The following is an 18952-nucleotide window of genomic DNA, read 5'->3' as shown; positions in this document are numbered from 1 at the left end:
AGCCCTACCCTTGCGCGCATGACCCGACACCCGCTGCGACTGGCCATCCTCGAAGCCGAGCGCATGCTGGCCGCCGCGGGTGTCGACAGCCCCCGGGCCGACGCCGAGCTGCTCGCCGCGCACGTGCTCGGCGTCGAGCGCTCGCGGCTGCCGCTGATCCCGCTGGTCGACCCGCCGGTGGTGGACGCCCTGCACAAGGTCGTGCTGCGGCGGGTGGAGCGCATCCCGCTCCAGCACATCACCGGCTGGGCCCACCTCGGGGGCGTCGACCTCGACGTCGGCCCCGGCGTGTTCATCCCGCGCCCGGAGACCGAGCTGCTGCTCGCCTGGGCGCTGGCCGCGCTGGAGGGGAAGGACCCGCTCGTGGTCGACCTGTGCACCGGTTCCGGCGCGCTGGCGCTGGCCGCGGCGCACCACCTGCCGGCGGCCCGCGTGCACGCGGTCGAGCGCGACGTCACCGCGCTGGCCTGGGCGCGCCGCAACGCCGACACCCGCGCCGACGCCGGCGACACCCCGATCACCCTGCACTCGGGCGACGTCACCGACCCCGGCCTGCTGGCCGACCTCAACGGCCGGGTGGACCTGGTGCTGTGCAACCCGCCCTACGTGCCGGAGAGCACCGAGGTGCCCCCGGAGGTGGCCGAGCACGACCCGCACCAGGCCGTGTTCGGCGGCCCGGACGGGCTGGCCGTGATCCGGCACGTGGTCACCGCCGCCGCGCGCCTGCTGCGGCCGGGCGGGCACGTGGTGATCGAGCACGACGACACGCAGGGCGGGTCCGTGCCCGCGCTGCTCGCCGCCCGGCGCGTGCTCACCGACGTGGCCGACCACGTCGACCTGGCCGGCCGGCCCCGCTTCGCCACCGCCCGCCGGGTGTGAGGACCGGGGCTCAGTCCGCCACCGCGATCGCGATCACCCCGGCGGCCACCTCGGTCCGCCGGCCGCCGGTCTCCACGTAGAGCGTCCCGACCCGCAGGTACTCGTCGAGCCCGGCGACCACCACGCGCGCGTCGTCCCCGACCGGGCGCGAGGCCAGCAGGGGACCCGGGTCCACCAGCACCCACCGGCCGCCCTCCAACCGCCAGTGGCTCGCGGGCAGGCGCGGGGTCGAGTTGCCGCCGGACGCCGTGCACGCCCAGTCGGCGTAGACCGCGTTCAGCCTGCCCCCTCGGTCGTACCAGAGGTCCCGGGTGATCGAGCCGCCGCCCTCGGGCAGCTCGCCCACGGGACTGGTCCGGGGCGCGCCGGTCGCGGCGTCCACCTCGATCACCGACGTCGCCTCCTGGCAGGCCCCGCCGTGCCAGGTCCCCGCGTACGCGACGGTCCGGCCGTCGGGCGCGAGGACGGCGGTGCCGGTGCCGAGGCCGATGTTGGCGTCGGTCACCCCCAGGTCGCGCACCGGTCCGTCGAGGTCGACCAGGTAGAGGAGGTCGGGGCCGCCGTAGACCGACGGCTGGTCGGGTGAGGCGACGAGCACGACCCCCTCGCCGCCGGCCACCGCCTTGGGCGGGAGGACCAGGGGGTCGAACCGGGGGTCCTCCACCCGCCGTTCGGGCAGCGCCAGCACCGCGGCGGGCTCGGCGCCGGGCTCGCCCAGGTCGAGGACGACCAGGTCGCGCGCCGGCCCGGTCCAGGCGATGCGGCTGCCGCCCACCGGCACGGCGGACCCGCAGTCACCGCAGGCCACCACGCGGCCGCTGCCCGCCGCCACGTCGACCACGGCGACACCCGCGGCCGAGGTGGCGAAGGCGAACCGGCGGTCCGCGGTGAACTCCGGGTCGGACGAGGTGAACTCCCCGGCCACCTCCGCGATCACGCGCTCCCCCCGGGCCACGCCCAACCGGGTCTGCGTCACGAACGCGTAGGCGGGTGGCTCCGGTGGCGCGGTGACGCTGATACGGGCGGCGTCGGGGGAGTCGGGCACGATCAGCTTGTCCAGCTGCTCGGTCAGCTCGGCGGCGTCCTCGGTGAAGGCCACCGCCTGCACGGCCTGCTCGCCCGCCAGCCGCTCCAGCGGTTCCCGCTGCCCCTGGGGCACCCGGTGGCCGACGACGCGGATGTCCAGCTCCAGCCCGGCGGCGGCCACCCGGTCGCGGATCGCCCGCGACACCTCGGCCTGGTCCGACGTGCAGGCGTCCACCCCGGTGCTCGACACCACGACGATCCGGTTGCGCCGCGAACCGCGCAACGGGTAGACCCCGGAGAAGTCGTCGATCGCCGCGAGGATCCCGCTGAGCAGCGTCGCCCGCCCCGAGGGCGTCAGGCCCCGCACCGCACCCGGCACCTCGGCTGCCTCGTCGGCCACCTCGCCGGTGTTGTCCGCCGCCCCGCACTCCCCACCGAACCGCCGCAGCGCCAGGACGTCCCCGCTGCCGGCGTTGTGCGCGACCGCCTCCACCGCCTCGGCCACCGAGGCGAACCCCGCACCCGGCGCGGAAGCATCCACCAGCAGAGTGGTCCGGTACTCCGGCACCGACACCAGGTAGGTGACCAGGCACGTCGCCAGCACGACCACCACCACCGCGCCGACGACCAGCTTCCGCCTCACCGCGTCACCCCCGGGCTCGTGGCGCGCAGCGCGGCGAGGACCTCGTTGACCGCGTCCACCTGGGCGTTGTAGTCCTCCGCCGCCCGCTGGAACGCCTCGAAGCGCTCGCCGAAGGGTGTGCCGGACCGCGCCGCGTCGAGCAGCTGCCGCGCCGCCTCGATCACGCGCCCCTGCCGGTCGCGCAGCTGGACGGTCTTCGCGTGCAGGTCCACCGCGGCGGGTGTTCGCGCCCGGCTGCGCAGGTTCTCGAACTCGGCGTCGGCGGTGATCGGGGCGACGTCGTCGATCGTGCGGTCGGCGACGTCCAGGCGGCCGTCCACGATCGCCCGGACCGCCTCGTTCAGGTCGGCCACGGTGGGGTCGAAGACGTCGATGACCTGGCGCGCGGACCGCAGGACCGGCTCGACGTTGGTCACCCACTCCAGCGCGGCGCGCAGCTCGTCGGGGGAGTCGGGCAGCAGCGGCTCCGGGGCGTCCGCACCGGTGGCCAGCCTCGCCAGGTTGTCCCGGTGGTCGTCGTCGAGCTGGTAGCCCACGAACCGGAACTCGATCGCCAGCCCGGCGGCGGCGACCCGGTCCCGCATCTCCTCCTCGACGAAGCCCCGGTCGTCGTCGCAGGCGTCCACGCCGTTGCGGGTCACCACGATGATGCGGTTGACCTGCTTGGCGTCCTGCGAGAACGGCTCCGAGAAGTCGGCGGTGGCCTCCACCACCCCGCGCAGCAGCGTCGCCCGCCCGGACGGCGACGCCGCGCGCACCGCGTTCCCGATCTCGTCGCGGTTGTCCTTGCCGAAGTCGACCAGCTGCGTCGTGTTGCCCTCCGCGCCGCACTCCCCGCCGAACCCGCGCAGCGCGACGGCGTCGTCGTCGCCGGAGTTGCCCAGCGCCTTGCCCAGGGACTCGACGCTCGCCGCGAAGTCCTCCGGGGCGGCGCCCGCGCCGGACAGGTCGACCAGGAACTCCGTCTTGTAGATCGGCGCGAACTGCGGCAGCACCAGGGTGACCACGGCGTGCGCGCCGCCCGCGAACAGGGTCGCCACCAGCGCCGCGACCACGGTCCGGCGCACCACCGGCGGCATCTCGACGGTGAAGCGGTAGAGCCGCCCGGTGACCCCGCCGCGGATGGTGCCCGCCTGCACGACCGTCTCGACGGTCGTCGCCGTCACCGTGTTGTGCCGGTCGCCGTCGTGCCGGTCGCCGTCGTGCCGGTCGCCGTCGTGCCGGTCGCCGTCCTCCGGCTGTCCCATGCGCCTTGCCCCCTCGGTGCGCGGGGCCGGGTCCCGGCCCCGCGCACCACCTCACCCCTCGGTACCCACCATGATCGACCTGACAGCGGCGAACCCGTCCGCACGATTGCGGCCCGGCGGTGGTGCGTTCGGGGGGAATGCGCGTCAGGGACGGGCCGCGTCGACCATCGCGGTCAGCAGCGCCTGCGTGTCCGGCCACGACTCCGGCGGCCCGGACGCGTAGACCACGTACTCGACCCCGCCGGTCTCCCAGTACGCGACCGCGGTCCGCCCGGCGGGCTCCGCGAACTCCCACCGCACGGCCGGGAAACCCCGGATCGAGGTCTCCGCCAGCGCCAGCCGCTCGTGGCCGGGTTCCCGCCCCCGCTCCTCGGCCGCCGCGGTGATGCGCTCCAGCAGCGTCCGGCCGGGGTCGGTGACCGGCGCGCCGCCGAACCGGGCCTCCCGCCGCCCGCCCGGGTCCGTGGCGACCAGGGTCGTGGCCACCGTGCCCGGCGCGACCGCCCAGTCCGACGGCACGACCGTGACCAGGCCGCCGGGGGCCTCCACGCGCCGGAAGCCCGGCGGCGGGGCGGGGGTGGTGCTCGTGGTGGGCCCGGACGACGGCGCGGGCTCGGACGACGGGGGAGCGGCCGGTGGCGCCGTGGTGATGACCGGTAACCGCGGTGTCGTGCTCGCCGGGGCGGCCGCCGGCGGCCCGGCCGCGGACGTGCCCGCGCGCAGGGCCAGCACGCCGGCGGCGCCGCCCACCACGACGTACGCGGCGGTGATCGCGAAGGCCAGCGGGAGCGCGCCGAGGCGGCCGGCGCGGGCGCCTCCGGAACGCCTCGCCATGGTGGTCCTCCCCCTGCGGATAACCTGGTGGTCCCAGTCCGCAGCAGTAAACCGGAGGGTCGGCGGTGCCCGTCAACGGCCCGATCGAACGGGCGCCCGGCGAACGGGTGCCCGGTGAGCACGAGGAGCTGCGCGAACGCCTCGCCGCGCTCGCCGCGCGCCCCACCGACCCCGCCGACGACGCCGCCGCCCGCTCCCGGGCCGCGCTCGCCGACGCGTTCGTGCCGGGCCGGGCGGCGACGGCGGTGGAGCGGGTGCGCCGCGAGCTGCGCCACACCGGCCCGACGCCGGTGCTGCGCGACCACCTGGCCATCGCCCTGGCCGCCCGCAGCACCGAGGTGCGCGACGTGGCCGAGGACGGCGCGCTGGTGATCACCGACCGCGGGCAGCTCGACGCCTGCCGCGCGCTCGCGCGGGAGGTCCTCGACCTGCGCCCGCACCCCGACCTGGCCGCGTTCGCCGCGGACCTGCTCGACCGGCTGGAGCACGCCGAGCGGTGGCGCTGGGTCGCCCCGGACTCCGTCCTCGGCGCGGCGGTCGTGGCGCTGGCGGTGCTGGTGCTGCCCTTCGTGGGCGCCGCGGTCGGCGACCCGGCGGTGACCGCGGGCGGCGTCGGCGTGGGCGCCGCGCTCGTGTTCGGGTGGGTGCTGGCGCACCGCAGGCGGCGGTGGGCCGCGGACGCCCGCCGGCCCGCTCCGTGACCTCCGCCGCAGCGCTTCCCCGCGCTGTGCTTGGATCGTCCGGGTGAGCACGATCTACGACTGCAGCGTCCAGGACGACCGCGCCGCGGGTCTCTCCGCCGCCGCGGGCGCGGTGCGCTCCGGGCGCCTCGTGGTCCTCCCCACCGACACCGTGTACGGCATCGGCTGCGACGCGTTCGACGCGACCGCCGTCCGCTACCTGCTGGAGGCCAAGGGACGGGGCCCGGACATGCCGGTGCCGGTCCTGGTCGGTTCGTGGACCACCGTCGACGGCTTGGTGCTGAGCGTGCCCCGGCAGGCCCGCGCGCTGATCGAGGCGTTCTGGCCCGGCGGCCTGTCGCTGGTCCTCCAGCACGCGCCCTCGCTGTCCTGGGACCTCGGGCACACCCGCGGCACGGTGATGCTGCGGATGCCGCTGCACCCGGTGGCCCTGGAGCTGCTGCGCGACGTCGGCCCGATGGCCGTGTCCAGCGCCAACAAGTCCGGCTTCCCGCCCGCGGGCACCGCGCAGGAGGCGTGGGACCAGCTCGGCGAGGACGTCGGGGTCTACCTCGACGGCGGCCCGGCGACCGAGAACGTCGCCTCCACCATCGTCGACCTGACCGGCCCCGACCCGGTGGTGCTGCGCGAGGGCGCGGTCCCGCTGGCCGAGGTGTCCGAGGTGCTGGGCGCGGAAGTCGAGGTCGCCCGCTAGTGGATCTTCCCGATCGGAGTAGCGTGGTGCCCACTCCGCCCGACACCCAGTCCCCGAGGGGCTAGTCTGCCGTGGGCCAGTTGCCTGCCGTGTCCAACGTCCTCCCCGTCCGGGAGTACCTGCTCGTCGCGTTGACCGCCGCCGTCGTGACCTTCCTGCTCGTGGGGCTGGTCCGCGCGCTGGCGTACCGGATCGGCGCGGTCGCCCATCCCCGGACGCGCGACGTGCACGTCAAGCCCATGCCCCGGATGGGCGGGCTGGCCATGTACGGCGGCGTGCTCGGCGGCATGTTGCTGGCGCACCAGCTGCCGGTGCTGCGGTCGGCCTTCGACTTCTCCAACGACCCGTACGCGGTCATCGTGGGCGGCGGCGTGATCGTCCTGGTGGGCGTGCTCGACGACCGGTTCGAGCTCGACTCCCTGACGAAACTCGCCGGTCAGGTCACCTCGGCGGGCATCCTGGTGCTCTTCGGGCTCCAGTGGCTGCTGTTCTGGGTGCCGTGGGGCGACGACGGCGAGGGCACCGGCTCGCTGCTGTCGCTGGACCAGAACCAGGGCGCGATCCTGAGCGTGCTGCTGGCCGTGACCATGATCAACGCGATGAACTTCGTGGACGGCCTGGACGGGCTGGCGGCCGGCATCGGCCTCATCGCCGCCGCCGCCACCTGCGTGTTCTCCATCGGCCTGCTGGGCAACAACGGCGGCGACGTGGGCGCGTACCCGCCCGCGCTGATCGCCGCCACGCTCGCCGGCGCGTGCCTGGGCTTCCTGCCGCACAACTTCAACCCGGCGCGCATCTTCATGGGCGACTCCGGGTCGATGCTGATCGGCCTGATGCTGTCGGCGGCCACCATCTCGGCCTCGGGCAAGATCAACTACGAGTCGGTGCGCGCCACCGACGTGCTCGGCCTGCTCTCGCCGCTGGTCGTGGTCGCCGCGGTGCTGTTCGTGCCGATGCTGGACCTGCTGATGGCCATCGTGCGGCGCACCCGGCGCGGCGAGAGCCCGTTCTCGGCGGACAAGATGCACCTGCACCACCGGCTGCTGGAGATCGGCCACTCCCAGCGCCGCGCCGTGCTGCTGATCTACCTGTGGGCGGGCGTGCTGGCGTTCGGCGCGGTGGCGCTCACCCTGTTCGACGTGGTGGTCGTGGTCTGGTGCCTGGCGATCGCCCTGCTCCTCGCGCTGCTGGTCTCGCTGGTGCCCAGACTTCGGGAAGTGCGCCGTTCCTGACCCCCGATCGTGGGGTGAGGATCACCCGCCTTTTACACTCGGTCCCGACCGGTGGGAAGGGGTGACATGAGCCAGGACGACACTGCGACCACCACGGAGTGGACGCACGAGAAGGTCGTGCAGCGCCTCGCGGGCGAGATGTTCCGCGGAGCCCTGTGGGCGGCGCTCGGGACGATCGCCGTCGCGGCGGTGGTGTGGACCGTGCTGGCGGGGGTCCCCGGCCTGGTCAGCTCCCTCATCGGCGGCGCGCTCGCCTGCCTGTCGTCGGTCGCGACGCTGCTCGTGATGCGCAAGACCGCCGCGCTGCCGCTCCAGTTCATCATGATCGCCGCGTTCGCCGGCTTCCTCGGCAAGCTGGTCCTGCTGGTGGTGGTCATGCTGCTCGTGCGCCGGTTCCCGGTGCTGCACGACGACGCGCTGGCGCTCACCATGGTCGCGACCATCGTGGTGGCCACCTTCATGGAGGTGCGCGCTTCCAAGCGCAGTCGCAGTCAGATGGTGGTGCCCACCCCCGGCAACACCTGAGCTACCGGCTGGTATACGGTGCGCGCAGACGGGACACCCAGGTAGGAGGGGTGCCTCTCGCGGGCGCTTGCGGTCCGTAAGGTACGTTAAGTCCCGATCGTGACGATTCCCCCGGCGGAGTGAACGCCGGCCGGGAGAACCGGAAGGAACACAGTGACCATGACGGTGCTGGCCGCGGGCGATGAGTTCGTCGCTCCCGGCACGAAGGACTTCTTCCCGCCGGCGATCTTCGGCGACGTCACCAAGCCCATGGTGCTGCTGGTGCTGTCGGTCGTGATCATCGGCGCGTTCTTCCTCGCCGCCACGCGCAACCTCAAGCTCGTCCCGGGCAAGTTCCAGTTCCTCGGGGAATCGGCCTACGACCTCGGTCGCAACTCGATCGCCCGTGAGCAGATCGGCGCCAAGGACTTCATGCCCTTCGTGCCGCTGATCCTCACGATCTTCAGCTTCATCCTGGTGAACAACCTCTTCGGCCTCGTTCCGCTGATCCAGTTCCCCACGATGTCGCACATCGGGTTCCCGCTGGCCGTCTCCCTCCTGGTCGTCTACCCGGTCTACCACTTCGTCGGGTTCCGCCGCCACGGTTTCCTCGGCTACTTGAAGCACCAGACCATGCCGCCCGGCGCGCCGTGGTACGTGCTCATCCTGCTGATCCCGATCGAGTTCTTCCAGAAGTTCGTCCTGAACCCGCTCACGCTCGCGATCCGAGTGTTCGCGGCCATGTTCGCGGGTCACCTGCTCCTGTTGGTGTTCACCTTGGCGGGTGAGTACCTCCTCTTCGCCGGCGGCGTCACCGTGGTGGTCGCGCCGATCGCCTTCGCCTTCGCCATCGCGCTGACCTTCCTGGAAGCGCTGATCATGGTCCTCCAGGCGTACATCTTCGCGCTGCTGTCCGCCAACTACATCGGCGCGGCGCTGGCCGAAGAGCACTGAGAAACCACTCAAAGCCTCCGATCCGCGGGTGTTCCGCGGACCGAAGTGAAAGGGAACAGCACAAGTGAGCGCTATCGTTCTTGCCCAGGAAGCCGCCACCAGTGGTGTCACCAACGCCGGCCTCGCGGCCATCGGCTACGGCCTCGCGGCAATCGGTCCGGGCATCGGCGTGGGCCTGATCTTCTCCTCGGTCATCAGCGGCACCGCCCGCCAGCCCGAGGCCCGCGGTGTGCTGCTGGGCCTGGCGTGGACCACCTTCGCCATCGTCGAGGTCCTCGCGCTGCTCGGCTTCGTCGTCTACTTCCTCGCCGCCGGCTGATCCTCCGCTCACCGCTACAGAGGAGAAGAGGTCCTAGATGACTACCCTCATCCTGGCCGCGGGAGACGAGATCAACCCCGTCATCCCGCACACGTCCGAGATCATCCTCGGGCTGGTCGCGTTCCTGCTGCTGCTCTTCGTCATGAAGAAGTTCGTGGCACCGCGATTCGAGGCGTTGTACGCGGAGCGTGCCGCCAAGATCGAGGGTGGCATCGAGAAGGCCGAGCAGGCGCAGGTCGAGGCGCAGAAGCTGCTGGCGGACTACCGGGCTCAGCTGGCCGAGGCGCGTGCCGAGGCGGCCCGCATCCGCGACGACGCCCGCATCGAGGGCGAGCAGATCATCAGCGAGCTGCGGGTCAAGGCCCAGGAGGAATCGGCGCGGATCGTCGCGCAGGGGCAGACCCAGCTGGAGACGCAGCGGGCGCAGATCGTCGCGGAGCTGCGCGGCGAGCTGGGCAGGCTGGCCATCGACCTCGCGGACCGCGTGGTCGGCGAGTCGCTGGAGGACGAGGTGCGCCGCCGGGGCACCGTCGACCGCTTCCTGGCCGACCTCGACGGCACGTCGGCCCCGGCCGTCAAGTGAGGGAACGCCGATGACGCTGCACGCCGCTAGCCGAGACGCCCTGGCCGCCGCCGAACTGCGGCTGCTGGAGGTCGTCGACGCCACGAAGAACAGCGCGGCCCTGGGCGAGCTGGGCGACGAGCTGTTCGCGGTCGTCGGCCTGCTGTCCGGCCAGCCCGCGCTGCGCCGCGCGCTGGCCGACAACGCCGCCGAGCCCGCGGGGCGCGAGCAGCTGCTCCGCGGCCTGCTCGGGGCGAAGGTCACCGACCCGACCCTCCAGGTGCTGGCCACGGTCGTGACCAGCCGCTGGTCCAGCCCGCGGGAGCTGGTGGACGGCGTCGAGTCCCTGGCCCGCACCACGCTGCTGGTGCGGGCGGAGCGCGACGGCCGGCTCGACGCGGTCGAGGACGAGCTGTTCCGGTTCGGCCGCATCATCGCGGGCAACCACGAGCTGGAGCTGGCGCTCTCGGACCCGGCGGCCGAGCCGGCGGGCAAGGTGGCGCTGGTCGACGGGCTCATCGCGGGCAAGGTCGACGCCACCACCCGGTCCCTGGTGGACCAGCTCGTCCGGGAGCCCCGGGGGCGCGGCATCGTCGCCGGTCTGGTCGACCTCGCGGCGCTCGCGGCCAAGCGCCGGGAACGATCCGTCGCCCACGTCCGTTCTGCTGTTGACCTGGACGCGGCGCAGCGTGACCGCCTCGAAGCCACGCTGACCCGGATCTACTCCCGACCCATCGCCCTCCACGTGGAGGTCGACCCCGCCCTGCGCGGCGGCCTGCTGATCAAGATCGGTGACGAGGTCATCGACGGCAGCGTGGCGGGTCGGCTCGCGGCACTGCGCCGCGACCTCGCCGGCTGACCGACCGGAACCGCGGCCCACAAGCCCCTTTCCCAGAACGAAGTGAGAGCAGGAACGACATGGCGGAGCTGACGATCTCGTCGGACGAGATCCGCAGTGCGATCGAGAAGTACGTCTCGACCTACTCCCCGGAAGTCAGCCGGGAAGAGGTCGGCGTCGTCGCGGAGACCTACGACGGCATCGCCATCGTCGAGGGTCTGCCCGGCACCATGATTAACGAGCTGCTGGAGTTCCCCGGCGGCGTGCTCGGTGTCGCCCTGAACCTGGAAGTGCGCGAGATCGGCGCCGTCATCCTGGGTGACTTCGACAAGATCGAGGAGGGCCAGGAGGTCAAGCGGACCGGCCAGGTGCTCTCCGTGCCGGTCGGCGACGGCTTCCTGGGTCGCGTGGTGAACCCGCTCGGTCAGCCGATCGACGGTCTCGGCGACATCGTCGCCGACGACAACCGCGCCCTGGAGCTCCAGGCCGCCTCGGTGCTCCAGCGCCAGCCGGTGGGCGAGCCGATGCAGACCGGCATCAAGGCCATCGACTCGATGACCCCCATCGGCCGCGGCCAGCGCCAGCTGGTCATCGGCGACCGCAAGACCGGCAAGACCGCGGTCTGCATCGACACGATCATCAACCAGAAGAAGGCCTGGCAGAGCGGCGACCCGCAGCAGCAGGTCCGCTGCGTCTACGTCGCCATCGGCCAGAAGGGCTCCACCATCGCGGGCGTCAAGACCGCGCTGGAGGAGGCGGGCGCGCTGGAGTACACCACCATCGTCGCGGCCCCGGCGTCGGACTCCGCGGGCTTCAAGTGGCTGGCCCCGTACACCGGTTCCGCCATCGGCCAGCACTGGATGTACCAGGGCAAGCACGTCCTGATCATCTTCGACGACCTGACCAAGCAGGCGGAGGCGTACCGCGCCATCTCGCTGCTGCTGCGCCGCCCGCCGGGCCGCGAGGCGTACCCGGGCGACGTCTTCTACTTGCACTCGCGCCTGCTGGAGCGCTGCGCGAAGCTGTCCGACGACATGGGCGGCGGCTCGATGACCGGTCTGCCGATCATCGAGACCAAGGCCAACGACGTGTCGGCGTACATCCCGACCAACGTCATCTCGATCACCGACGGCCAGTGCTTCCTGGAGTCGGACCTGTTCAACGCCGGTGTGCGCCCGGCCGTCAACGTGGGCATCTCGGTGTCCCGCGTGGGTGGCGCCGCGCAGATCAAGGCGATGAAGACGGTCTCCGGCTCGCTGCGCCTCGACCTGTCGCAGTTCCGCGAGCTGGAGGCGTTCTCCGCCTTCGCGTCCGACCTGGACGCCGCCTCGCGCGCCCAGCTGGACCGCGGCGCCCGCCTGGTCGAGCTGCTCAAGCAGGGCCAGTACGCGCCGGTCCCGGTCGAGGAGCAGGTCGTCTCGATCTACCTCGGCACCAAGGGCCACCTCGACTCGGTCCCGGTCGGCGACATCCGCCGGTTCGAGGCGGAGTTCCTGGAGCACGTGCGCCGCAACCACGAGGCCATCCTCTCCGGCATCCGCGAGTCCAAGGTGCTCTCGGACGACGCCGAGAAGGGCATCGTCAACGCGGTCGAGTCGTTCAAGCAGCAGTTCACCCCGTCCGGCGGCACCCCGGCGGTCAACGACGCGCCGGCCACCGCCATGGACGCCGACAAGGTCGGGCAGGAGTCGGTGAAGGTCAACCGACCGGCTCCGACCGAGAAGTGACGTAGGCATGGCGGCACAGATCCGAGAGCTGCGCCAGCGGATCCGAACGGTCAACTCGACCAAGAAGATCACCAAGGCGTACGAGCTCATCGCCACGTCGCGGTTGGCCAAGGCCCAGGGACGGGTCGAGGCGTCGCGGCCCTACGCGCAGGAGATCACGGGTGTGCTCTCCTCCCTGGCCACGGCGTCGTCGAACCTCGACCACCCGCTGCTGACCGAGCGCAAGAACCCCAAGCGGGCCGGCGTGCTGGTCATCACCAGCGACAAGGGCATGTGCGGCGGCTACAACGCCAACGTGCTCAAGGCGGCCGAGGAGCTGTTCTCGCTGCTGCGGTCCGAGGGCAAGGAGCCCGTGCTCTACGTCGTCGGCCGCAAGGGCGTGGGCTACTACCGGTTCCGCCGGCGGGAGATCGTGGGCGACTGGACCGGGTTCTCCCAGCTCCCGCAGTACGTCAACGCCTCCGAGGCCGGTGACGCGCTGGTCGAGGCGTTCGTCGCGGGCAGTGACGACGAGGGCAACGACCCGGGGCCCGACGGCGTCCTGGGCGTGGACGAGCTGCACGTGGTCTACACCGAGTTCAAGTCCATGCTGAGCCAGCAGCCGGTGGCCAAGCGCATCGCGCCGATGGTCGTCGACTACGACCCGGAGCCGCAGAAGCTCCAGTCGGTGTACTCGTTCGAGCCGAGTGCCGAGACGTTGCTGGGCGCGATGCTGCCGAAGTACGTCAAGACCCGGCTCTTCTCGGCGCTGCTGGACGCGGCGGCCTCGGAGTCGGCGGCGCGGCGGACCGCGATGAAGGCGGCGACGGACAACGCCACCGAGCTGGTCCGCACGCTCAGCCGCCAGGCGAACGCGGCCCGTCAGGCCCAGATCACCCAGGAGATCAGCGAGATCGTCGGTGGCGCCTCCGCGCTTACCGGTGGCGCAGGAAGTGACGAGTGACATGACCGCAATTGCTACTCCCACCACCACCCGCACCGGCCGTGTGGTCCGGGTCATCGGTGCCGTCGTCGACGTGGAGTTCCCGCGCGGCGCGGTGCCGGAGCTGTTCAACGCCCTGCACTCCGAGATCACCTACGAAGCGGTGGCCAAGACGCTGACCCTGGAGGTCGCCCAGCACCTGGGTGACAACCTGGTCCGCTGCATCTCCATGCAGCCCACCGACGGCCTGGTGCGCGGCGCTGCCGTGAGCGACACCGGCGCCGCGATCAGCGTGCCGGTCGGCGACGTCGTCAAGGGGCACGTGTTCAACGCCCTGGGCGACTGCCTCGACCAGCCGGGCCTTGGCCGCGACGGCGAGCAGTGGGGCATCCACCGCAAGGCGCCGGCCTTCGACCAGCTGGAGGGCAAGACCGAGATCCTGGAAACGGGCATCAAGGTCATCGACCTGCTGACCCCGTACGTCAAGGGCGGCAAGATCGGCCTGTTCGGCGGCGCGGGCGTGGGCAAGACGGTGCTCATCCAGGAGATGATCACCCGTATCGCCCGCGAGTTCTCCGGCACGTCGGTGTTCGCCGGCGTCGGCGAGCGCACCCGTGAGGGCACCGACCTCCTCCTGGAGATGGAGGAGATGGGCGTCCTCAACGACACCGCCCTGGTGTTCGGGCAGATGGACGAGCCGCCCGGCACGCGCATGCGCGTCGCGCTCTCGGCGCTGACCATGGCCGAGTACTTCCGCGACGTCCAGGGCCAGGACGTGCTGCTGTTCATCGACAACATCTTCCGCTTCACCCAGGCGGGCTCCGAGGTGTCGACCCTGCTGGGTCGGATGCCGTCCGCCGTGGGCTACCAGCCGACGCTGGCGGACGAGATGGGCGAGCTCCAGGAGCGGATCACCTCGACCCGGGGCAAGTCGATCACCTCGCTGCAGGCGATCTACGTGCCCGCGGACGACTACACCGACCCGGCGCCCGCCACCACCTTCGCCCACCTGGACGCGACGACGGAGCTCTCCCGTCCGATCTCCCAGAAGGGCATCTACCCGGCGGTGGACCCGCTGTCCTCGTCCTCCCGGATCCTGGAGCCGACCATCGTCGGCGAGGAGCACTACCGGGTGGCGCAGGAGGTCAAGCGGATCCTGCAGAAGTACAAGGAGCTCCAGGACATCATCGCGATCCTGGGCATGGACGAGCTCTCCGAGGAGGACAAGGTCCTCGTCGGTCGGGCCCGTCGCCTGGAGCGCTTCCTGGGCCAGAACTTCATCGTGGCCGAGAAGTTCACCGGCCAGCCGGGTTCGTTCGTGCCGATCAAGGACACGATCGAGGCGTTCGACCGCGTCTGCAAGGGCGAGTTCGACCACTACCCGGAGCAGGCGTTCTTCTCCTGCGGCGGGCTCGACGACGTCGAGGCCAACGCGAAGAAGCTCGCCGGCAAGTGAGCCGTGACCCGGGAGGGCCGCTCCCCGTTGGGGAGCGGCCCTCCCGGGCTTTTCGGGGTTGACGCGTTGCCGGGGCTCGGCGGGTGCCGGGGCTCCGCGGGTCTCAGGGCTCCACGCGTGCCGGAGCCCAGGGCGTGCCGGGCTCCGCGCGCGCCGAGGCCCGACGCGTGCCGGGGCTGACCCGTGCCGGGCCCGGCGTCAGGGCTCCACGCCCCACCCCAGCACGCGCGAGATCGTCAGCCCGCACGCCCGCACCGCCGGCACCACGGTGTCCCGGCTCGTGCTCGCGGGCACCACGACGGACACCGCCGCCACCACCTCCCCGTTCGCGTCGCGCACCGGCGCGGCCACCGAGCAGGTGATCATCTCGATCTGCCGGTCGCTGATCGCGTAACCGTCGCGGCGCACCCGCGCCAGCGCCGCCCGCAGGTCCCGCGGCCGCACCACCGTCCTGGGCGTGAACCGCCGAAGCGGCCCCGCCAGCACCTCCTCCTGCACCCGCGCGGGCGCGGCGGCCAGCAGCACCAGCCCGACGCCCGTGCAGTGCAGCGGCATCCGGCTGCCCACCCGCGTCACCACGTTCACCGCGTCCCGCGCCGAGATGCGCTCGACGTAGACCGCGTCCAGCCCGTCCCGCACGGCCAGCTGCACGTTGTGCCGCGTCACCTCGTACAGGTCCTCCAGGAACGGCAGCGCCCGGTCGCGCAGGTCCAGGCTGCTCGGCGACAGCGCGCCCAGCTCCAGCAGCCGCAGGCCGACCGAGTAGCGGCCCCTCGCGTCGCGGGTCAGGGCGCGCAGCTCCACCAGCGCGGCCACCAGCCGGTGGGTGGTGCTCAGGGGCAGCCCGGAGCGGCGGCTGAGCTCCGACAGCGTCATCGCCGACCGGTCCGCGGTGAACACCGCCAGCAGCGCGAACGCCCGTTCCAGCACGGACTTCGGCGTCGTCACCCGGTGCAGTGTCCCACCGGCGGGGGAGGGCCTCACCGGGTGCCCGTGACCTGTCTCACCTTACCGCCCGCCGCTCGGAGCCCCGCCGGGCCGGTGGGGCACCAGGTCCGCAGGTCGCGGTCGGGATCACCGCTGTTGGAGCGACCGCCGGGAGGGTGGTACCTCACGTAGAGCACACGTGATGCGGCCTGGTGCGGCGCTGCCCGGTGGCCACCGTTTAGACTGCTCCTCGACTCCAGTCGACGAGGGAGATGCGCGTGGCCGAGATGACCGTCCAGTTGGTCGCCGTGGAACGCCGCCTGTGGACGGGCACGGCCACGTCCGTGGTCGCCCAGACGCTCGACGGCGAGATCGGCATCCTGCCGGGCCACGAGCCCGTGCTGGGCCAGCTCGTCGAGGGCGGCGTGGTCCGCGTCCGCACCACCGACGGCGAGGTCGTCACGGCCGCCGTCCACGGTGGCTTCCTCTCGGTGACCGGCGAGGGCGTGAGCATCCTCGCCGAGACCGCCGAGCTGTCGGGCGAGATCGACGTCGAGCGGGCTCGGGCGAACGTCTCCAGCGGCGATGACGCGGAGAAGGCCAGGGCGAACGCGCGGCTCCGCGCCGCGGGGCACACGGCCTGACGCGGACGAGCGGACGAACGCCGTGGGGATCGCCGAAGTCGTCGGGGTGGTCCTGTTCGCCGCGGTGGTGGTGCTCGCGTACGTCGTGTGGCGCCGCGTCCGCGTTCTGCGCGCCGGTGGCGTGCACGTGGCGCTGAGGTCCCGGCTGGAGTCCTCCGGCCGGGGTTGGCACCTGGGTGTCGGCCACTACCGGGGTGACGAGTTCACCTGGTTCCGCGCGCTGAGCCTGCGCTCCGGCCCGGACGTGCTGATCTCGCGCGAGGGCTTCGAGATCGACGACCGGCGCGAGCCCACGCCCGCCGAGGCGTACGCCATGCCGGCGGGCGCGGTGGTGCTGCGGTGCAGCGGCTCCCGGGGCGAGGTCGAGATCGCGATGGGTCCGGACGCGCTGACCGGGTTCCTGTCCTGGCTGGAGTCCGCGCCCCCGGGCCGCTCGATCCCCTGGGCCTCCTGACCCCTCCCGGGGCCGGGCGCTGCGGCCCGACCGCCGGCACCCCATGCGGGGTCAGGCGTCGCCGCCCGGCCGCCAGAGCACGTCGCCGTCCGGGTTGGCCACCCGCGCCAGGATGAACAGCAGGTCCGACAGCCGGTTCAGGTACTTGGCCGCGAGCGGGCTCGTGGTCTCCGGCTCGGCCTCCAGCAGCGTCCACGTGGCGCGCTCGGCGCGCCGGGACACGGTGCGGGCCTGGTGCAGCAGGGCGGCGCCGGGCGTGCCGCCGGAGAGGATGAACGAGTCCAGCTTGCCCAGCCGGGCGTTGAACTCGTCGCACCAGGACTCCAGCCGGTCCACGTAGCCCTGGGTGACCCGCAGGGGCGGGTGCTCCGGGTCGGGCGTGATCGGCGTGGACAGGTCCGCGCCCACGTCGAACAGGTCGTTCTGCACCCGCCGCACCACCTCGGTGACGTCGGGGGCGAGGTTCCCCAGGGCCAGCGCGACGCCCAGGACGGCCCCGGTCTCGTCGACGTCCGCGTAGGCGGCGATGCGCGGCGAGGTCTTGGGCACCCGGGAGAAGTCGCCCAGCCCGGTGGTCCCGTCGTCGCCGACGCGGGTGTAGATCTTCGTCAGGTGCACGGCCATGGTTGCACTCTAGACACGTGCGCGAGCCCGAACCCGCCACCGCGAACGGGCTCGATCAAGTACCTCCGTAGGATTGCGGCACGACGAGCGAGGAGTTCCTTACGTGAGCGAGCACTTCCGGGTCCAGGGCGGTGCGCGCCTGGTCGGCGAGGTCGACGTCGTGGGCGCCAAGAACAGCGTGCTGAAGCTGATGGCGGCGGCGCTGCTGGCGGAGGGCACCACCACGATCACCAACTGCCCGGAGATCCTGGACGTCCCGCTGATGGCGGACGTCCTGCGCAGCCTGGGCTGCGAGGTCGACCTGTCCGGCGACGTCGCCACCATCACGACGCCGGCGGAGCTCAACCACCGGGCCGACTCCGAGGCGATGGGCAAGCTGCGCGCGTCGGTCTGCGTGCTGGGCCCGCTGGTGGGCCGCTGCCGGCGGGCCGTGGTGGCGCTGCCGGGCGGCGACGCGATCGGCTCGCGCCCGCTGGACATGCACCAGAACGGCCTGCGCAAGCTCGGCGCGCACAGCGAGATCGAGCACGGCTGCGTGGTGGCCGAGGCGGAGAACCTGCACGGCGCGCAGATCTGGCTCGACTTCCCCAGCGTCGGCGCCACCGAGAACATCCTGATGGCGGCGGTGCTGGCCAACGGCACCACGGTCATCGACAACGCCGCCCGCGAGCCGGAGATCGTGGACATCTGCGTGATGCTCCAGCAGATGGGCGCCAGGATCGAGGGCGCGGGCACGTCCACGCTGACCGTGCACGGGGTGGAGTCGCTGCGGCCGACCGAGCACCGGGTGATCGGTGACCGCATCGTCGGCGCGACCTGGGCGTTCGCCGCCGTCATGACCCAGGGCGACATCACCGTGCGCGGCGTGGACCCGCACCACCTCGACCTGGTGCTGGAGAAGCTGCGCACGGCGGGCGCCGAGGTGACCCTGGACGGCGACCGCGCGTTCCGCGTGGTGCAGCACGACCGGCCCCGGTCGGTGGACTTCGTGACGCTGCCCTACCCGGGGTTCGCCACCGACCTCCAGCCGTTCGCGATCGCGCTGTCCACCGTGTCCGAGGGCACGTCGATGATCACCGAGAACCTGTTCGAGGCGCGGTTCCGGTTCATCGAGGAGATGGTGCGGCTGGGCGCGGACGCGCGCACCGACGGCCACCACGCGGTGGTGCGGGGCGTGGAGCGGCTGTCCAGCGCGCCCGTGTGGGCCTCGGACATCCGCGCGGGCGCGGGGCTGGTGCTCGCGGGGCTGTGCGCGGACGGCGCGACCGAGGTGTACGAGATCTTCCACATCGAGCGCGGTTACCCGGGCTTCGTGGAGAACCTGCGCAAGCTCGGCGCGACGGTGGAGCGGGTCGGCGCCTGACCGGCCCGACGGCCGACGGTCCGCGTCAGGTCGTCAGCAGGAGTTTGGCGTCCGGCGCGTCGGCGGGGAACACCAGCAGCAGGTGGACCCCGCCGCGCCGGACGGCGGTCACCTTGATCCCGGCCCGGCGCAGCCGTGCGGTCAGCACGTCCGCCGCCTCCGCCGTGGGTGCCGCGGCCACCTCGACCAGCAGCCCGAAGTCGCTCCCGGTGTGGTCGGGCACCCCGCGGCGGTCGTTGCCGAACGCCCAGTAGAGCACCAGGGCGAGCGCGGCCAGCACGAACAGCGGCAGCAGGGTCAGCGTGAGCGCGGTCACGTCCGCCATGGTCCTCCGACTTCGATTCAGTGAGCAACGGCACGCCGTGCGTGAGTTACCCGTCAGTACGCTACGGGCAACGACGA

Annotated in this window: 21 protein-coding genes; 15 read left to right on the top strand and 6 right to left on the bottom strand. The window is 72.6% G+C overall.

Annotated elements, in window-relative coordinates; translation table 11 throughout:
• Nucleotides 1-18: 18 nt before the first annotated feature.
• Nucleotides 19-879 (top strand): peptide chain release factor N(5)-glutamine methyltransferase, encoded by an 861-nt coding sequence (gene prmC / locus Q5530_RS28870; protein WP_415365951.1) that lies wholly within the window; start codon nt 19-21, stop codon nt 877-879.
• A gap of 10 nt (nt 880-889) precedes the next feature.
• On the opposite strand, the gene Q5530_RS28865 is transcribed toward prmC, so the two are convergent.
• The 3 genes from Q5530_RS28865 to Q5530_RS28855 form a co-directional block, all read right to left on the bottom strand.
• Entirely contained in the window at nt 890-2548 is a 1659-nt protein-coding gene (locus Q5530_RS28865) for a hypothetical protein (RefSeq protein ID WP_415365950.1), read from the bottom strand.
• The gene (locus tag Q5530_RS28860; RefSeq protein WP_415365949.1) at nt 2545-3795 is read right to left on the bottom strand and encodes a VWA domain-containing protein; all 1251 of its coding nucleotides are present in this window, start codon (nt 3793-3795) and stop codon (nt 2545-2547) included. Before Q5530_RS28860 ends, Q5530_RS28865 begins: the two co-directional genes overlap by 4 nt.
• Before the next feature lie 144 nt (nt 3796-3939).
• Nucleotides 3940-4629 carry a hypothetical protein gene (locus Q5530_RS28855; RefSeq protein ID WP_415365948.1) on the bottom strand — a complete coding sequence of 230 codons (690 nt, stop codon included), beginning with the start codon at nt 4627-4629 and terminating at the stop codon, nt 3940-3942.
• Nucleotides 4630-4694: 65 nt separating this feature from the next.
• On the opposite strand from Q5530_RS28855, the gene Q5530_RS28850 reads away from it, so the two are divergent.
• The 11 genes from Q5530_RS28850 (at nt 4695) to atpD (ending at nt 14538) form a co-directional block, all read left to right on the top strand.
• A complete protein-coding gene (locus tag Q5530_RS28850) occupies nt 4695-5330 on the top strand; it encodes a hypothetical protein (RefSeq protein WP_415365947.1) in 636 nt (211 codons plus the stop codon).
• A 43-nt stretch (nt 5331-5373) separates the two neighbouring features.
• Complete coding sequence (locus Q5530_RS28845; RefSeq protein WP_380640415.1) at nt 5374-6024, top strand: L-threonylcarbamoyladenylate synthase; 651 nt, start codon at nt 5374-5376, stop codon at nt 6022-6024.
• Nucleotides 6025-6095: 71 nt separating this feature from the next.
• Nucleotides 6096-7256 (top strand): glycosyltransferase family 4 protein, encoded by a 1161-nt coding sequence (locus tag Q5530_RS28840; RefSeq protein ID WP_415365945.1) that lies wholly within the window; start codon nt 6096-6098, stop codon nt 7254-7256.
• A gap of 66 nt (nt 7257-7322) precedes the next feature.
• The gene (locus Q5530_RS28835) at nt 7323-7781 is read left to right on the top strand and encodes a hypothetical protein (RefSeq protein ID WP_380640419.1); all 459 of its coding nucleotides are present in this window, start codon (nt 7323-7325) and stop codon (nt 7779-7781) included.
• 153 nt (nt 7782-7934) lie between these two features.
• The gene (atpB, locus tag Q5530_RS28830; protein WP_380640421.1) at nt 7935-8714 is read left to right on the top strand and encodes a F0F1 ATP synthase subunit A; all 780 of its coding nucleotides are present in this window, start codon (nt 7935-7937) and stop codon (nt 8712-8714) included.
• Nucleotides 8715-8778: 64 nt separating this feature from the next.
• The gene (locus tag Q5530_RS28825; RefSeq protein ID WP_380640423.1) at nt 8779-9033 is read left to right on the top strand and encodes an ATP F0F1 synthase subunit C; all 255 of its coding nucleotides are present in this window, start codon (nt 8779-8781) and stop codon (nt 9031-9033) included.
• 37 nt (nt 9034-9070) lie between these two features.
• The gene (locus Q5530_RS28820) at nt 9071-9616 is read left to right on the top strand and encodes a F0F1 ATP synthase subunit B (RefSeq protein WP_380640425.1); all 546 of its coding nucleotides are present in this window, start codon (nt 9071-9073) and stop codon (nt 9614-9616) included.
• A gap of 10 nt (nt 9617-9626) precedes the next feature.
• Complete coding sequence (locus tag Q5530_RS28815) at nt 9627-10454, top strand: F0F1 ATP synthase subunit delta (RefSeq protein WP_415365944.1); 828 nt, start codon at nt 9627-9629, stop codon at nt 10452-10454.
• A gap of 59 nt (nt 10455-10513) precedes the next feature.
• Nucleotides 10514-12160, top strand: coding sequence for a F0F1 ATP synthase subunit alpha (gene atpA, locus Q5530_RS28810; RefSeq protein WP_380640427.1), 1647 nt, complete (start codon nt 10514-10516; stop codon nt 12158-12160).
• Between the two features lie 7 nt (nt 12161-12167).
• Nucleotides 12168-13103 (top strand): F0F1 ATP synthase subunit gamma, encoded by a 936-nt coding sequence (locus Q5530_RS28805; protein ID WP_415365943.1) that lies wholly within the window; start codon nt 12168-12170, stop codon nt 13101-13103.
• 1 nt (nt 13104) lies between these two features.
• Nucleotides 13105-14538: a F0F1 ATP synthase subunit beta gene (gene atpD / locus Q5530_RS28800; RefSeq protein ID WP_415365942.1), complete on the top strand. Its 1434-nt coding sequence runs from the start codon at nt 13105-13107 to the stop codon at nt 14536-14538.
• Between the two features lie 198 nt (nt 14539-14736).
• On the opposite strand, the gene Q5530_RS28795 is transcribed toward atpD, so the two are convergent.
• Nucleotides 14737-15486 carry an IclR family transcriptional regulator gene (locus Q5530_RS28795; protein ID WP_415365941.1) on the bottom strand — a complete coding sequence of 250 codons (750 nt, stop codon included), beginning with the start codon at nt 15484-15486 and terminating at the stop codon, nt 14737-14739.
• A gap of 266 nt (nt 15487-15752) precedes the next feature.
• Here Q5530_RS28795 and Q5530_RS28790 point away from each other — a divergent pair, with 266 nt between their 5' ends.
• On the top strand, nt 15753-16109 hold the full coding sequence (locus Q5530_RS28790) for a F0F1 ATP synthase subunit epsilon (protein ID WP_415365983.1): 357 nt from the start codon (nt 15753-15755) through the stop codon (nt 16107-16109).
• A 22-nt stretch (nt 16110-16131) separates the two neighbouring features.
• Nucleotides 16132-16563: a DUF2550 domain-containing protein gene (locus tag Q5530_RS28785; protein ID WP_380640435.1), complete on the top strand. Its 432-nt coding sequence runs from the start codon at nt 16132-16134 to the stop codon at nt 16561-16563.
• 51 nt (nt 16564-16614) lie between these two features.
• Here the strand turns inward: Q5530_RS28785 and Q5530_RS28780 are convergent, their stop codons facing one another.
• Nucleotides 16615-17187 carry a cob(I)yrinic acid a,c-diamide adenosyltransferase gene (locus tag Q5530_RS28780; protein WP_415365940.1) on the bottom strand — a complete coding sequence of 191 codons (573 nt, stop codon included), beginning with the start codon at nt 17185-17187 and terminating at the stop codon, nt 16615-16617.
• A gap of 103 nt (nt 17188-17290) precedes the next feature.
• Between Q5530_RS28780 and murA the strand changes: the two genes are divergently transcribed.
• Nucleotides 17291-18550 (top strand): UDP-N-acetylglucosamine 1-carboxyvinyltransferase, encoded by a 1260-nt coding sequence (murA, locus tag Q5530_RS28775; RefSeq protein WP_415365939.1) that lies wholly within the window; start codon nt 17291-17293, stop codon nt 18548-18550.
• Nucleotides 18551-18575: 25 nt separating this feature from the next.
• On the opposite strand, the gene Q5530_RS28770 is transcribed toward murA, so the two are convergent.
• Nucleotides 18576-18875, bottom strand: a complete 300-nt coding sequence (locus tag Q5530_RS28770) for a hypothetical protein (RefSeq protein ID WP_415365938.1) — start codon at nt 18873-18875, stop codon at nt 18576-18578.
• Between the last annotated feature and the right edge of the window lie 77 nt (nt 18876-18952).

It is taken from the genome of Saccharothrix sp. BKS2 (assembly GCF_047689505.1).
Taxonomy (GTDB): Bacteria; Actinomycetota; Actinomycetes; order Mycobacteriales; family Pseudonocardiaceae; genus Actinosynnema; species Actinosynnema lopnurensis.
Note: the sequence above shows the minus strand (reverse complement) of the source record. Positions and strands in the feature narration are given on the sequence as shown.